The sequence below is a fragment of the Paenibacillus macerans genome, from assembly GCF_050565405.1.
GTDB lineage: Bacteria > Bacillota > Bacilli > Paenibacillales > Paenibacillaceae > Fontibacillus > Fontibacillus macerans_B.
Window position 1 is genome coordinate 15,901 of sequence record NZ_JBNYYG010000025.1, and the last position, 14,715, is coordinate 30,615.

The following is a 14,715-nucleotide window of genomic DNA, read 5'->3' on the forward strand; positions in this document are numbered from 1 at the left end:
ACCATTTTTTTTAAACTTATTTGCTATCATTTGAATCATTGTAAAGGGACGGCGAACAGGAAACCGAAAATTCGCGGTGCCTGCCCATGCGAAAAAACGTTCTTGAAAAGGCCATGGATTAAAAATATGATAAGTCTAACCTGAAAATGCCATGCTACTCAAGACGGATGACCGATCAGGAGGCAATTTCTGGCCGTAACAGCGGCAACCAGCACACGGAGGGATCTCATGACTCGTTTATTTCGGAAGCTACAACAATTCGACCGGCAGCTCTTTGTGGGGATCAATGGCCGCTTACACCGCAGTTTTCTGAATTTTTGGCTTTATCATCTTACGCATCTGGGAGGCGCCTGGTTTACCATCGCTTCCTCCCTGCTCATTTGGATCGCCGCGCCGCAGCCTTGGAGCAAAATCGGTCTTCAGTCCTGCGTCGCCTTGGCACTCAGCCATCTTCCGGTGGTTTTGGTCAAAAAAACCTATCCGCGAGTTCGCCCTTATTTGACTTTACCCGGCACGAACACGTTTCGAAACCCGCTCACGGACCATTCGTTCCCTTCCGGGCATACGACGGCCATATTCTCGGTAACCGTCCCGTTCATGACGGCCGTTCCGGGGATGATTCTGCTTCTGTTACCGGTCGCCCTGCTTGTGGCGGTTTCGCGGATCTATCTGGGCTTGCATTACCCTTCGGATACGCTGGCGGGGGCCGTGATCGGCTCTTCCGTAGCGCTCGGAACGGTTGCATTATGGGCGTAAACGGGATATTGTAGTCAATAGGAAAACCTTGCAGGAAAAGGTGAAACCACGTGCATAAACAAAGAGTCTTACTTTTATCTGAGGGGTTTGGAGCCGGTCATACGCAAGCGGCCTACGCGCTCTCCAGCAGTTTACGAAAGATCGCGCCGAACGTGCAAACGAAAGTCCTGGAGCTTGGCAGCTTTTTAAATCCGAGAGTGGCGCCGCTCATCATCACCGCTTACAAAAAAACGGTGTCCTCGCAGCCTCGGCTTGTCCGTATGATGTACCGCAGCAACTATAAGAAGTCCTTGAACCGATTGACGACGCTAGCTCTTCATCGGATTTTTTATACGCGTACGATTCAAATCATCCGCCAGCTGCACCCTGACGTCATCGTCTGCACCCATCCGATCCCGAGCGCCGTGATCTCGCGGCTGAAGCGGCTCGGCATGCTTGACGTCCCGCTTTGCACTGTTATTACCGATTATGACGTGCATGGGGCATGGGTTAGCCGGGAAGTGAACTGCTTCCTGGTTTCTACCGATCAAGTGCAGCGGAAGCTGATGGACCGGGGCGTGGAAAAGAACAAGATCCTCATCACCGGCATTCCGGTGCATCCGAATTTCTGGGAACGTCACCGCAAAGAAGACATCCTTTTGCAATTCGGCCTTAAGGATATGCCTACCGTCCTGGTTATGGGCGGAGGCTGGGGATTCATGAAGGACGAGGCGGTGAACTCGCTGCTCGCCCTGTACCGGGAACAAATCCAAGTCATATTCTGCTTCGGCAACAACGAGAAATCGTTGGAGAAAATGAAAAAGGACCCCCGATTCATCCATCCAAACATCCAGTTGCTCGGGTTCACGAAAGAAATCGACAAATTGATGGAAATATCGGACCTGCTGATTACGAAGCCGGGCGGCATGACCTGCTCCGAAGGGCTGGCCAAAGGGATCCCGATGCTGTTCCACAAGCCGCTGCCCGGTCAGGAGGAAGAGAATTCCCACTACTTCACGCAGCAAGGCTGGGGGACGCCGATTAACTCCTTGGATGACATTACCGACTGGATCAAACGCTTAACCCGCCGTTACGATGAAGTCGTCCGCTCGCGGGAAGAGGTCATGAACCATATCGCCCGCTACCGCCCAATGCAAAGCGCCCAGGCTATCATTGATCTTCTTGGAAATACGAATTTCATCAAAAAATGAACGATGAACGAACAGCCCGACCCCGCGCGATGGGGGTCGGGCTGTTGAGTTGTCTAAAGGTTCCGCCTTCGTTAAAACATCTCCATCTTCCGCGCATGGTAACGCTCCAGCGCAGCTCTGCCGACGATGGCCTCGCAGCGGTAAATCGGCATGCCTTGTCCGACGAATTTGCTTTCGTATTCCGTCATGACGTGCGCCTCGTTGATTCCGCCTTCGTGCAGGCTGAGCGAGATATCGTTCATTTGCAGGCCGGTCGCCGCAAACGCGTTCAACGAAAACTCGAACAGCAAACGCGAGTCCGTCTTGAAGTGAATTTCGCCCTCCTCATTCAAGAGGGTACGGTATTTTTCCAGAAATCTCGGATGGGTCAAGCGTCTGCGCCAATGCTTCTTCTTCGGCCACGGATCGCTGAAATTCAAATAAATGCGCTCCACTTCCCCTGGCGCGAAAAAATCCTCGATCGATTCGATGTTGCCCAAAGCAAGCCGGACGCTCTCCGGCTCCTCGACTCCTTGCTCGGCCCACTTTGCCCGGACCTTCTCGCTCGCCCGGCGGATCAGTTCATCGTACATGTCCATGCCGATGAAATTCACGTTCGGATGCTTCGCGCTCATGCCGCTGACGAACTGTCCCTTGCCCATGCCCAGCTCGATATGGACCGGACGGCCGTTGCCGAACACTTCCGCCCAACGTCCTTTATATTCCTGGGGATTCAGCACGACCAGCTCCCGCTGCTGCTCCAAATTCTCCCGAATACCTTTTCTGCCGCGTAAACGCATGTGATTCCTCCGCTTTCTTGTAATCATTACTTGCAATATTGTGCCGAAGATTGACGTAAAAGTAAAGACTGCAATGAAAAAGGAACCAACCGTTCGCCGGGGAGACGAAACGAGTGATTCCTTTTTCGATATATTTTGGAATTGGGGTCCAACGATTTTATACAATCAAAATAACATATTCTGTAACCCGCCGCAAGGAAGCAGGCAGGCTCTATTCCCCTTTTCGCTCAAAATTTGATACAATGAATCAAGTAGAAGTAGCGTTATGACGGGGCTTTTACCGATGAATAAATATACAGAAAATATTTTGTGACAATTTGAAGGAGTTATCATGAGTACACTATTGACGGACACTCCTGCGTTGTGGGGAGACAAAAGATTTCATACATGGAATACCGAAATGCGCCGCCAGTTCGGAGATAAGGTATTCAAGGTCATGCTGGATGCGGGATTCACCTGCCCGAACCGGGACGGCTCGATCGCCAAAGGCGGCTGCACGTTCTGCAGCGCCCGCGGGTCGGGCGATTTCGCCGGAAGCCGCCGCGACGACCTGGTCACCCAGTTTGATACGATCCGCGATCGTCAGCACCAAAAATGGCCGCAAGCCAAGTACATCGGCTATTTCCAGGCCTATACGAACACGTACGCGCCAGTAGAAGAGCTGCGCGAATATTACGAAGCGATCCTCGAACAGCCGGGCGTAGTCGGGTTGTCCGTCGCAACGCGGCCCGATTGCCTGCCTCACGATGTCGTCGACTATTTGGCCGAGCTTAACGAGCGAACCTATCTGTGGGTGGAAATGGGGCTGCAGACGATCCACGAGTCGACGTCCGAGCTTATCAACCGCGCGCATGATACGCAGTGTTATCTGGACGCGGTAGCGAAGCTGCGCAAGCGGAATATCCGCGTCTGCACGCACATCATTTACGGGTTGCCGCAGGAAAGCCACGAAATGATGCTGGAAACCGGCCGGGCCGTGGCGAACATGGATGTACAGGGGATCAAGATCCACCTGCTGCACCTGATGCGCAAGACGCCGATGGTGAAGCAATATGAAGCGGGCCTGCTCCGTTTCCTGGAACAGGATGAATACATCAAGCTGATCGTGGATACGCTGGAATTTCTGCCGCCGGAAATGATCGTGCACCGCTTGACGGGGGACGCGCCGCGCGACCTCTTGATCGGACCGATGTGGAGCCTGAAGAAATGGGAAGTCCTCAACGCCATCGACGACGAACTGAAACGTCGCGATTCCTGGCAGGGCAAATACTGGAGAGGACGCTGATCATGGGCTTCCTATCGGTGCTCAGCTATGCGCACAGGCTTGCGGCCGAGCGAATCCGGCCGGGCGAAGCCGCAGTCGATGCCACGGCGGGCACGGGGGCGGACACGCTGTTTCTCGCCAAGGCCTGCGGGCCGAGGGGGCGCGTGTTCGCCTTCGATATCCAGCCGCAGGCGCTTGCGCTGACGCGGGCCAGACTGGACAAGGAGGAACCGGCCGCAATCGCCGGCGTCACCCTGCTCCAGTCCAGCCACGCGGACATGGCGGCCGCTCTGCCGGCCGATGTGCACGGACGGCTCGCCGCCGTGATGTTCAACCTCGGCTATTTACCGGCCGAGGGGGCCGACCCGGCGCTGATCACCATGCCGGACAGCACGCTGCCCGCGCTGGAGGCCAGCTTAAATCTGCTCCGCCCGCGCGGGATTTTGACGGCGGTGCTCTACCCCGGCCATCCCGGCGGCGAAGTCGAAGCCGCCGCCGTAGAGGCCTGGGCCGCAGGCCTGCCCTCCCCGGCAGGACAGGCGGTTATCTACCGCCAGTTGGGGAAGCCAACCGCGCCTTATTTGATCGCGGTCGAGAAAAAATAAAAAGAAACTTGGGGGTCTATCGCATGGGTATTCGCAAAATTGAGCATGTCGGCATTCGCGTCTCGGCATTGGAGGATTCCATCGAGTTTTACGAGCGAATCGTCGGGTTGAAGCTGCTATATACGGTCGGAGAAGTCGGCGAACCGCTGAGGCTGGCTTTCCTCACCTTCCCGGGACAGGAATCGGTCGAGCTGGAGCTGATCAATGTCCGCGACGGCGAAGAACTGCCGAACGAAGGAAAAGTGCACCATATCGCTTTTACCGCCAGCGAAATCGACGAGGAATACGCCCGCATTTCCGCGCTTGGCCTTTCGGGACTCGATGCGGAAATCCGGACACTGCCAAACGGCTGTCGGTTCTTTTTCTTTAACGGGCCGGACGGCGAGCGGATCGAGTTTTTTCAACCGACTTTTTTGGCTTGACCCGCTTTATGCAAAAAATCCCAGAAAGAGGGGCAATGCATGGAAGAACACACGTTCAGCTTCAGCAACGGTACCGGCCATGACGTATTCGCGTATCGCTGGAGCGGCGCCGATCCGGAAGTCCCGCCGCGGGGCATTCTGCAAATTGCCCACGGCATGGCGGAAACGGCCGAGCGATATGAGCGGCTCGCCCGCGCGTTGACTGCCCGCGGCTTCATCGTGTACGCGAACGATCACCGCGGGCACGGGCAAACGGCCGGAAGCCCGGAGGAGCTGGGCTGGCCCGGCAAAAACGGCTTTACCGGCATGGCCGAGGATATGATCCGGCTCGCCGGGATCATCCGCCGGGAGCTGCCGGAGCTGCCGTTGTTTCTGTTCGGCCATAGCATGGGCTCGTTCCTGACCCAAAAGATCATGTACCGGGCACCGGAGCCTTACGCCGGATTTGTCCTGTCGGGAACGAACGGCCCCCGCCCCCTGCTCGGCTTAGGAAGAAGCCTGGCCCGCCTGCAAGCGCTGCTGCAGGGCGACAGCCACCGCAGCCTGCTCTTGAACGCGTTGACCTTCGGCAGCTTCAACAAGAGTTTTCTCCCCGCAAGGACACCGTTCGATTGGTTGTCCCGCGACGAGCACGAGGTCGATCAATATATCCGGGACCCGCATTGCGGCTTTTTGTGCAGCGCCGGTTTTTTTTACGGCTTCTTCGGCTTGCTGCAGGAGATTCATCAACCGGAGCGGATGCAATACATACGCAAGGATAAACCGGTGTACATCTTCGGCGGCGATCTCGATCCGGTCGGTTTGAACGGAGCCGGCGTACGGCGGCTCGCCGAGTTGTATGCCCGGCTGAATCTTAGGGACGTGGAGGTCAAACTCTATCCCGAAGGGCGCCATGAAATGCTGAACGAAATCAACCGCGACGAAGTAATGGCAGATATCTGCGATTGGCTGGAGCGCCATCTGCCGGCCGCGGCGGCCTTAAGCAAAGATAACGCCTGACGGGATCGAAGGAGTGAAATCGTACGAGTCCGCTCCGATTGTTGTATTTCGTACAACAACTTAGCGCAAAGCGACTTAAAAACCGCAAATTGTTGCATTCTGTGCAACAATTTGCGGTTAATTTTGCCGGCTGCAGCAATTTTGTTGTACTTTATGCAATAATTCGCCCTGATAACCCCATGGATCAGATGTAAATGTTGCACAAAATACAGCATTAGCTTGTAGTTGCCCCGCGACCTACACCATAACCCGCTTCAACTGCACCACGTAACGGGAGCGCACCACGGCATAATACAGCAGCTGCGCCGCCAGGAAAGCCGCCGTGGCCGTCAGCACCGGAACCGTGACGTTCCCCAGCAGGAATTTTTCGCCCAGCAGGGACAAGACCACCATCGTTTGAATGCCGGAAATCAGCACCGGGATAAAGAACAGCAGAGCGATTTGCAGGCTGGAAGAAAACCGCATTTCCCGGTCGCCCAGCCCGATTTTGGACAGCGAATGGTACATGCGCCGATCCTGGTTCAGCTCGCTGTACAGCTTGAAATACAAGAAGCTGGCGGAGGAAATCGAGAAAATCGCCGCGATAAAAATGCCGACAAAGCTTAACATCGAAAGCTGCTCACGGGTTTCGGCGTATTGCCGCCCGCGTGAGCTCATATAATTGCGGGTCTGGTCGTTGTCAAGGCGGTCCATCATCCCTTGGAACAAGCTCCTCCCAACGACGGTTTCAGGATCTTTGGGACCGGGCGCCTTTTTTTGCTGCCAGCCCGGAACGAAAATCTTGATTTCCTGGGACAGGCGATACCGCTCCTCCTCCGTCAACCGGCTTTTCAGCGACGCAAAATCGGCGTCGGATAACACGATGGTCGAAATTTGGCTGTTCGTTCCGATCAGCGGGTCCTCTCCGCTTGGCAGCCGTTCAAGCTTTAGGGGCTCTTCCAGAAACGGAAAGATCATCCGAAACGTCGTTTTCCCCCGCAGCAAGCTCTCCGCGGCCGATCCCTCCATGGCGGAGGCCAGGGCTTGCCCCTCGCCGATTGCCGGCAACGGCTCCCTCCCCAGCATCGCAGCCGCCCGGTTATAGTCGGAGCGCGACAGCACGTCCGCATAGGCGCCTTCGATTTCAAGATAACCGCTTATCGATTCCTGGTCGATCATCGTATAATCGATCCCTTTCTCGGACAACTGCCGATCGATCCAGGCCATATCCGCCTCAACATCCTCTTCCTCGTAAACGCCGTACGTGAAGGCGAACGGATTCGCCGCATAAATGCGCTGGTTTTGGGCTTGTGTGGCCAAAATGACGCCAACGCTCATACACGCAAGCGAGATCGCAACGGTCACCATAAACAGCATCCGCGCGTTATCCTTGATTTTGTAAGCCATTTCGGACACCCATAGCAACCGGGTCCCGCGCCACAGCAAACGGCGGCTGCGCTTAAGCAATCCGATAAGGGCTACCGTCACCTGCGTATAGAAGAAATAAGTCCCCCAAATCCCTGTCGCAGCAGCCAACATCACTTTAGGAAAGCTCAGGCCCTCGCCGCCCTTCAGAAGGAACACCGCGCTTACGAGCAACAGCACGCCTAACAGGGCAAGCACCCATGAAACCCGCGGAGCCGTTTTCGGCTTATTGCTGCCTCCGAGCAGCTCGATGACGCGGTTTTTCCGGAAAAAGACCAGCGTGAACACCGACAGGACGATAAACAGCAGCAGGAACGCCCCCGCCGTAAAACCGATCGCCTTCCAGGGCCAATAAAACGGCAGCCTGTCGACCCCCGTCACCCTGGAGCTCAACAGCAGGAACAGCTTGGATAGAAGCAGTCCCCCGGCCAGTCCCGCCACGATGGAGCCAACGCCGATGATCAGGTTTTCCAGGAACACCAGCCGGTTGATGGAACCGGTTGTCGCGCCCAGCAGCGACAGCACGCCGAATTCCTTGCTTCGCGCCTTCAGGAAACTGCCGATCGAAAACAGCACGAACAGGATGGAGAATACGAAGATGATATATTCCGCAACTTGCATGCCGATGCTCGTCATGCGTCCCATTTCGCTTTCGGCAATGTCCGGGTGGAAAATGAACATCGCGTACGTAAAAAAGATCATGACCATGAAGGCGCTGCTCAGGAAATAAGCGAAATAGGCCCGGGCGTTGCGCCTTACGTTGTTAAACGCGAATTGAAGAAAGTTCATGCGCATTCCCTCCCAAATACGACAACATATCGATGATTTTCTGGAAGAAGGCCTGTCTGGAGTCTCCCCGATGAATTTCGTTCGACAACATGCCGTCCTTGATGAATACGACCCGGTCGCAATAACTGGCCGCCAGCGGGTCGTGGCTGACCAGCATCATTGTCGTGCCTTCGGTGCGGTTGAGCGTTTCCAGCAGCTCCATCACGATACGCGAGGAACTCGAGTCCAGCGAACCCGTCGGTTCGTCCGCCAGCAGCAGCGACGGCGAAGAAATCATCGCCCGGGCGATGGCCGCCCGCTGGCGTTGCCCGCCGGAAATCTCATAGACCCGCTTTCCGAGAATGTCGGTAATCCCCAGGCGTTCGGCGATCGCCTGGAGCTTCTGCTCCATTTCCCGGAATGGGCGGTAATCCAGCGTTAAAGGCAGCACGATGTTTTCCGCGACGGTGAGCGTGTCCAGCAGGTTGAAATCCTGGAACACGAACCCCAGCTCGCGGCGCCGGAACGCGGCCAGATCCCGCCGTTTCAGGGCATATGGATTTTTGCCGCCGATCAGCACCTCGCCGGAGCTTGGCGCGTCGATCGTCGACACCAGATTGAGCAGCGTCGTTTTCCCGCTTCCGGATGGGCCCATGATGCCGACGAACTCCCCTTTTTCTATCGTTAAATCGATGTCTTGCAATGCCCGAGTCACGATTTTTCCCGGATACACCTTGCTAAGCCCGCTGACCTTCAGCATGTCCATCTTGTTTCTTTCCCCTTTCGAGTGACCCGCGGCAACGTAAATCGCCTGCCGGATCGCGGATTTCTGATGTATTTACTCTATCCCAAAGAAAGATTGACAGCCATCGAAGTAACTTAATCGTATCTTAAAAGTTTGTAAGGTTATGTTCCGGCAAAAAAACCGCAGAAAAGCAGGTGGCTTCAGCCATCCTGCTTTTCTGCGGCGCTCACGGCGACTCCCGATCAAACAGCAGCCTTACGGTCGTTCCTTTGCCCGGCTCCGACTCCAGCTCCACGCGATGACCAAGCCGGCTGCACACCTCGCGCACCAAATACAGGCCCATCCCGGTCGATTCGCTGTACTGCCGCCCGCGCTGCCCCGTATAATAAGGCTCAAAGACCCGGCGGATGTCCTCCTTCAGGATGCCGATCCCGTAGTCCCGAACGTCCAGGACCGTTTTTTTGCCCCGGGCGTAAGCGCGGAACTCGACCTTGTCCCCGATGCCGGCCGAATAGTTCACGGCGTTCGTGATCAATTGGCCCAGGACGTAGAGCAGCCATTTTTCGTCTGAATAGACCCGCAGTTCCCCCTCCACCCGGATGTCGGGCAACACCCCTTTGCGGATGAACAGCTTGCGGTTTTCGGCGACCGCTTGATTCACGGCATCCTGAAGAGCGACAGGCACGACGTGGAAGTCGTGCTCGAATTGTTCCAGGCGCGACGTGTACAACGCCATCTCCAAGCCTTTGCGCAGCCGATCGAGCTCCTCTTGCAGGCTGTCCAGCGTCCGTTCGGACATCGTCTCCTTTTCCCTTTCGTTCTCCAATGTCAGCTGAATGACCGAAATCGGCGTTTTCATCTGATGTACCCAGCGGCCTGTGAACGTCGAATGCTGCTCCATTTGTTTGCCGTGACGGTACAGCTCCGATTCGTACATCCTGTATCCCGATTCCAGCAGCTCGTGCAATGCCGACCCCATCGCCGTTTCGCCTACCGGCTGCAGCATGTCGTCCAGCGTCTGCGGCGGGCGGGTCATCCGCCGGTAAAATTCCCGATGGCTCAAATAACGGTACCCCAAATAGAGCAGCAGCAGCACGAAGCTGAGCAGCAGGGCATACGCCACGATCCCGATCTCATGGAAGCCGGCCAGCCAATAAAGAAACGGCACCAGCAGGATCTGCGGTACCAGGAACAGCAGAAGCGGCACATGCTCCCTCCAGAACAACCTCATTCCGGAGCCCCTCCGGACAGGGGCGATGCGGCCGAACTCAGCATGTAGCCGGCCCCTCTCACGGTTTCCAGCGCCTCCTCCCGGCCCAGTTCCTTCAATTTTTTGCGGATGCGGGTCACGTATACGTTCAGTGTGTTGTCGTCGATAAAATCATGGCCCTGCCACATGAGGTCAAGCAGCGTCTCGCGGCTGACGATCCGGCCGGCCTTCTGCATCAGCGCTTCCAGCAGGACCGCTTCCTTTTGCGTCAGCAGGACCGAAAGGTCCCCGCTCGTCACGGTAAACCGCTCCGGGTACAGGACAAGCCCGGCCCCCGCGACGGTCCGCTCCTCCTGTCTGGCCGAATAGGAGCCGTAGGCCCGCCGCAAGTGGCTGCGGATTTTGGCCATGACCACCTCAAAGGAAAACGGCTTCGTGATGTAATCGTCCGCGCCGTTATCGAGCGCCATCACTTGATCCATCCCGCTGTCCCGTGCCGAAATGAACAGGATCGGGCAGGTGGACACCCCGCGAATCTGGCGGCACCAATAAAACCCGTCGAACTTCGGCAGGTTAACGTCGAGCAGCACCATATCGGCGGCGGATTCCCGAAACCGCTCCAGCACCCGGCCGAAATCGTCGACCCGTACCGCGCGGTACCCGTATTTCTCCATATGCTCGGATAACATCCCGGCGACCTTGGGATCATCCTCCACGATCAGAATGGTGAACATCCGTGCAAGCACCTCACTTTGCTAAGGAACGGTCCTGCGGGAAAACGACGCTCAGCGGTGCATGGAAATAAACCGGGCGCTCGCCCTCTTCCTGCTGGTATAACACGGCGAGCAGCGTACCGTCACCGGAACCGGAGTACGGCGGCAGCGGATTCCCATCCGCAGCGCCGATTTCCTGAAGAATAGCGCTCAGCGAGAAAGGCAATTCCTCGACGCAGGCGAATTTCTGCAGCTCGCGTTCATCCAGCCGGTAAGCCGCAAACCCTGCGGACAAAGCGGCCGGTTCATCCGCCAACGCTTTGAACAAACCGCTGCGCCGCTCCTTGTCCATGCGATCCTCCCACCAGATTTTGCGCGGCTTATATTTGTGGCCGAGTAGATAGTCGAGCTTCATCAGCCCGAGCACGACATCCGGCTCCTTCAAACCGCGGCCGCTCAGGAAATCATGCAGCCGGGCGAACAGATCCTCAAGCTGGTGGCCGATCCGCTGCCAGCCCCGTTCCTCCCAGTGATCGCCGAACTCCTGGAAGAAGTCGAACGGGGTTTCGAACTCGCGGGTCACCACATATTCAATGGTGTGGTCCATCCGATGCGCGTTCCAATATTTCTCCAGCACGTCCTCCAGCCGCTTCAGCCGAATCACGTCCGTAAAAGGCAACACGTCGTTGCCCAAAATTTCGTAAGGGGCATGGTCCATGTAAACGTAGTTGTACTTGGCGGCGTCGCCCCGCAGGCCCGTACCGCGCAGCATCTTCAGGAAACCGAGCTGCAGCTCCTCGGGACGCATGGCAAAGACGTCGTTGAACGTTTTGCGGAACGTACCGTAGTCCTCCTCCGGCAGGCCGGCAATGAGGTCGAGATGCTGGTCGATGTTGCCGCTCTCCTTGATTTTTGTCACCGTCCGGGACAGCTTGGCGAAGTTCTGGCGGCGTTTAACCAGCTCATTGGTCGGGTCGTTGGTCGACTGCACGCCGATTTCGAAGCGGAAGATGCCGGGCGGCGCGTTCTCCGCCAAATAATCCAGCACTTCGGGACGCATGATGTCCGCCGTGATCTCAAACTGAAACACGCAGCCTTGGTGGTTGTTGATGAGGAATTCGAACATTTCCATCGCATAGCTGCGGTTGATGTTGAACGTCCGGTCGAGAAATTTGATGATTCTGGCCCCGTGTTCGATCAGGTACAGGATGTCCGACTTGACCCGTTCGATATCGTAATAACGCACGCCCACCTCGATGCTGGACAAGCAAAACTGGCAGCTGAACGGACAACCCCGGCTCGTTTCGAAATAAACGATGCGTTTGCCTAAGAAGGGAATATCCTCAGGAAAACGGTGCGGCGACGGCAATGTGTTCAGGTCCGACTTCGGGCGCGGCGGATTGACGACCACCTCTTCGCCTTTGCGGTAGGCCGCGCCGAACACATAGTGGAACTTCCGCTCGCCGGACAGCTCCTGCAGCAGATGATGGAACGTTTCCTCGCCGTCGCCCATCACGATAAAATCAACGTCCGTGACGCGTTCCATCCAGTATTTCGTGTCGTAGCTCACCTCGGGCCCGCCGAGCACGATCTTCGTTTCCGGAAGCACTTTTTTCAGCAGCCCCGCCAGCTTGATCGTTTCTTCGATGTTCCAGATGTAGCAGGAGAAGCCGATCACGTCGGGCCGGCGTTGAAACAAGTCTGACACGACGTTCATCAGCGGATCCTTGATGGTGTATTCCGCCAGGTCGATATCGAAGTCGTTCCCGCTGTAGGCCTTAAGCAACCGGAGGGCCAGCGAGGTGTGGATATATTTTGCGTTAAGTGTCGCCAAAATGACTTTCACGTGTTCACAACCCTATTCCATATTTTGAAAAAACTCCAGGAACGGTTTCCCGTATTTGCGGTATTTGACTTCGCCGACGCCTTTGATTCTCAGCATATCCGCTTCGCGGGTCGGGCAGACGATGCTCATTTCGCGCAAGGTCGCGTCGTTGAAAATAATATAGGAAGGCACATGCTCCTTCTCGGCCAAATCGCGGCGGATCAGGCGCAGCTGCTCGAATACCGTCTCGTTGACCGCGGACGGGCTATCGTCGTAGCTTCTGCGGCGCGACCCGGTTTTGGCCGTAGCCGCCGGCTCCGGCGCGCGCAGCATAACCTGATGGCGGCTTTTGAGCACCTCCACCGCCAGCGTCTGCAGGCGCACGACCGGATATTGCCCTTCCGACAGGGCCAAATATCCTTCTGCGATAAACACGTTAATTAACTCGGAAATTTCCTTCTCGGTGCGCGTACGCATCATGCCGTAAGTCGGGAGCGCGTCAAAGCCGTACTGCAGCACCTTTTTGTTCTGCGAGCCCTTGAGAACGGAGGCAACGAGCGATACGCCGAACCGCTCCCGCATCCGATGGATGCAGGAAAAGACGATTTGCGCGTCCACGGTCATGTCGACGAGCTCGCGTTCGTCCCGGCAAGAACTGCAAATGCCGCAAGGCTTATGGTCGTGGACTTCGCCGAAATAGTCGAGCATCGCCCAGCGCAGGCACTTGGCGGAATAGCAGTATTCGATCATCTGCTGCAGCTTGCGGTATTCGTTGCGTTTGCGGTCCCCCTCCTGCGGATTCTGTTCGATCAGGAACTTTTGGGTCATGATATCCTGCGGACTGAACAGCAGGATGCATTCGCTCGGCTCGCCGTCCCGGCCGGCCCGGCCGGCCTCCTGGACGTAGGCCTCCATGTTCTTGGGCATATTATAGTGGATCACGTAACGGACGTTCGATTTGTCGATCCCCATCCCGAAGGCGTTCGTGGCCACCATCACCCGGATATCGTCATAAAGGAACGCCTCCTGGCTCTCCTCCCGCTCCTTGTCGGGCAAGCCGGCATGGTAACGGCCTGCGGGAATGCCTTCCCGGCGCAGCCGCTCGAACAGATCGTCGACCTCCTTGCGGGTCGCCGCATACACGATGCCGGGCTGGTGCGCATGCGTATTCGCGTAATTCAGGACGAACTCGCGTTTATTTTCGCCGCGCAGCACCGACATCGCCAGGTTGTCCCGGCCGAGGCCGGTGACGAACACGGCCGGTTCGTCCAGGCGCAGCAGCCGGATCATGTCGTCCATGACCTCCGGCGTCGCCGTGGCCGTAAAGGCCGCGAGAATCGGCCGCTGCGGCAGCCCTTGAACGAACGGCGCGACGGCCAGATAGCTCGTGCGGAAATCATGCCCCCACTGCGAGACGCAGTGCGCTTCGTCGACGGCCACGCAGGAGATGGTCAGCGCGCTCATTTCCTCGCGGAACCAGTCCAACTCCAGCCGCTCCGGCGCCACGTACAATAGCTTGATCTCGCCGCGGCGCGCCGCCCGGATACGATCGTTCACCTCTTTGCCCGACAGCGTGCTATTAATGTAAGCGGCGGAGACGCCCATTGCCGTCAGCGCGTCCACCTGGTCCTTCATGAGCGAGATCAGCGGCGATACGACCAGCGTCAGGCCCGGCAGCATCAAGGCCGGAATCTGGTAGCAGATCGATTTCCCGCCGCCGGTCGGCATGATGCCCAGCGTATCCTCCCCCGCCAGGACGCTGGCGACGATGCGCCGCTGTCCTTCGCGAAAATCGGGGTAACCGTAATATTTTTGCAGCAACTGCTGCGCTTGTTCCATCGTCAGTACTTCCGTGCTCATTTCGCCATTTCTCCTAACTTCCCATTCCTCTTCCCCTTCCCTGCAAGGGACAAGGCTTTATGCACTCTTAAGTTTACCGGGGTTTAGGGAAATGGGCAACCGTAAGCAGGGAAACGGAGGAGCAACCACCCCCGGTTTCGACCTCACATAAATTTTTCCAAATAGACCAACACTC

Annotated in this window: 13 protein-coding genes; 6 read left to right on the forward strand and 7 right to left on the reverse strand. The window is 56.8% G+C overall.

Translation table 11 applies throughout. From position 1 onward, the window contains the following. The first annotated feature begins 228 nt into the window (after window positions 1–228). Complete coding sequence (locus ACQ4N8_RS15790) at window positions 229–756, forward strand: phosphatase PAP2 family protein (RefSeq protein ID WP_430705316.1); 528 nt, start codon at window positions 229–231, stop codon at window positions 754–756. A 50-nt stretch (window positions 757–806) separates the two neighbouring features. Further along, window positions 807–1,946: an MGDG synthase family glycosyltransferase gene (locus ACQ4N8_RS15795; RefSeq protein WP_430705317.1), complete on the forward strand. Its 1,140-nt coding sequence runs from the start codon at window positions 807–809 to the stop codon at window positions 1,944–1,946. Window positions 1,947–2,017: 71 nt separating this feature from the next. Here ACQ4N8_RS15795 and trmB read toward each other — a convergent pair whose 3' ends face one another. Further along, window positions 2,018–2,725, reverse strand: coding sequence for a tRNA (guanosine(46)-N7)-methyltransferase TrmB (gene trmB, locus ACQ4N8_RS15800; RefSeq protein ID WP_430705318.1), 708 nt, complete (start codon window positions 2,723–2,725; stop codon window positions 2,018–2,020). 331 nt (window positions 2,726–3,056) lie between these two features. Between trmB and ACQ4N8_RS15805 the strand changes: the two genes are divergently transcribed. Genes ACQ4N8_RS15805 through ACQ4N8_RS15820 form a run of 4 tightly spaced genes read left to right on the forward strand, consistent with a single transcriptional unit; the run spans window position 3,057 to window position 6,015 of the window. Beyond that, complete coding sequence (locus ACQ4N8_RS15805) at window positions 3,057–4,010, forward strand: TIGR01212 family radical SAM protein (protein WP_430705319.1); 954 nt, start codon at window positions 3,057–3,059, stop codon at window positions 4,008–4,010. Window positions 4,011–4,012: 2 nt separating this feature from the next. Then, the gene (locus tag ACQ4N8_RS15810) at window positions 4,013–4,594 is read left to right on the forward strand and encodes a class I SAM-dependent methyltransferase (RefSeq protein ID WP_430705320.1); all 582 of its coding nucleotides are present in this window, start codon (window positions 4,013–4,015) and stop codon (window positions 4,592–4,594) included. Window positions 4,595–4,617: 23 nt separating this feature from the next. Next, a complete protein-coding gene (locus ACQ4N8_RS15815) occupies window positions 4,618–5,016 on the forward strand; it encodes a VOC family protein (RefSeq protein ID WP_430705321.1) in 399 nt (132 codons plus the stop codon). 39 nt (window positions 5,017–5,055) lie between these two features. Beyond that, complete coding sequence (locus tag ACQ4N8_RS15820; RefSeq protein ID WP_430705322.1) at window positions 5,056–6,015, forward strand: lysophospholipase; 960 nt, start codon at window positions 5,056–5,058, stop codon at window positions 6,013–6,015. A gap of 237 nt (window positions 6,016–6,252) precedes the next feature. Here the strand turns inward: ACQ4N8_RS15820 and ACQ4N8_RS15825 are convergent, their stop codons facing one another. The 6 genes from ACQ4N8_RS15825 to recQ form a co-directional block, all read right to left on the reverse strand. Continuing rightward, window positions 6,253–8,208, reverse strand: a complete 1,956-nt coding sequence (locus tag ACQ4N8_RS15825) for an FtsX-like permease family protein (RefSeq protein ID WP_430705323.1) — start codon at window positions 8,206–8,208, stop codon at window positions 6,253–6,255. Then, window positions 8,183–8,953: an ABC transporter ATP-binding protein gene (locus ACQ4N8_RS15830; RefSeq protein WP_430705324.1), complete on the reverse strand. Its 771-nt coding sequence runs from the start codon at window positions 8,951–8,953 to the stop codon at window positions 8,183–8,185. Before ACQ4N8_RS15830 ends, ACQ4N8_RS15825 begins: the two co-directional genes overlap by 26 nt. A 205-nt stretch (window positions 8,954–9,158) precedes the next feature. Beyond that, window positions 9,159–10,163, reverse strand: coding sequence for a sensor histidine kinase (locus tag ACQ4N8_RS15835; RefSeq protein ID WP_430705325.1), 1,005 nt, complete (start codon window positions 10,161–10,163; stop codon window positions 9,159–9,161). Further along, the gene (locus ACQ4N8_RS15840) at window positions 10,160–10,876 is read right to left on the reverse strand and encodes a response regulator transcription factor (RefSeq protein ID WP_430705326.1); all 717 of its coding nucleotides are present in this window, start codon (window positions 10,874–10,876) and stop codon (window positions 10,160–10,162) included. The genes ACQ4N8_RS15835 and ACQ4N8_RS15840 overlap by 4 nt, the downstream gene beginning before the upstream one ends. A 13-nt stretch (window positions 10,877–10,889) precedes the next feature. After that, on the reverse strand, window positions 10,890–12,701 hold the full coding sequence (locus tag ACQ4N8_RS15845; protein WP_430705327.1) for a B12-binding domain-containing radical SAM protein: 1,812 nt from the start codon (window positions 12,699–12,701) through the stop codon (window positions 10,890–10,892). 12 nt (window positions 12,702–12,713) lie between these two features. Beyond that, entirely contained in the window at window positions 12,714–14,540 is a 1,827-nt protein-coding gene (recQ, locus tag ACQ4N8_RS15850; RefSeq protein WP_430705328.1) for a DNA helicase RecQ, read from the reverse strand. Window positions 14,541–14,715: the final 175 nt, after the last annotated feature.

What these genes read in the sequence shown, in the direction of transcription:
- ACQ4N8_RS15790 (WP_430705316.1), top strand. Translation starts at nt 229, where the DNA reads ATGACTCGTTTATTTCGGAAGCTACAACAATTCGACCGGCAGCTCTTT.
- trmB (WP_430705318.1), bottom strand. Translation starts at nt 2,725, where the DNA reads ATGCGTTTACGCGGCAGAAAAGGTATTCGGGAGAATTTGGAGCAGCAG.
- ACQ4N8_RS15805 (WP_430705319.1), top strand. Translation starts at nt 3,057, where the DNA reads ATGAGTACACTATTGACGGACACTCCTGCGTTGTGGGGAGACAAAAGA.
- ACQ4N8_RS15810 (WP_430705320.1), top strand. Translation starts at nt 4,013, where the DNA reads ATGGGCTTCCTATCGGTGCTCAGCTATGCGCACAGGCTTGCGGCCGAG.
- ACQ4N8_RS15815 (WP_430705321.1), top strand. Translation starts at nt 4,618, where the DNA reads ATGGGTATTCGCAAAATTGAGCATGTCGGCATTCGCGTCTCGGCATTG.
- ACQ4N8_RS15820 (WP_430705322.1), top strand. Translation starts at nt 5,056, where the DNA reads ATGGAAGAACACACGTTCAGCTTCAGCAACGGTACCGGCCATGACGTA.
- ACQ4N8_RS15825 (WP_430705323.1), bottom strand. Translation starts at nt 8,208, where the DNA reads ATGAACTTTCTTCAATTCGCGTTTAACAACGTAAGGCGCAACGCCCGG.
- ACQ4N8_RS15830 (WP_430705324.1), bottom strand. Translation starts at nt 8,953, where the DNA reads ATGGACATGCTGAAGGTCAGCGGGCTTAGCAAGGTGTATCCGGGAAAA.
- ACQ4N8_RS15835 (WP_430705325.1), bottom strand. Translation starts at nt 10,163, where the DNA reads ATGAGGTTGTTCTGGAGGGAGCATGTGCCGCTTCTGCTGTTCCTGGTA.
- ACQ4N8_RS15840 (WP_430705326.1), bottom strand. Translation starts at nt 10,876, where the DNA reads ATGTTCACCATTCTGATCGTGGAGGATGATCCCAAGGTCGCCGGGATG.
- recQ (WP_430705328.1), bottom strand. Translation starts at nt 14,540, where the DNA reads ATGAGCACGGAAGTACTGACGATGGAACAAGCGCAGCAGTTGCTGCAA.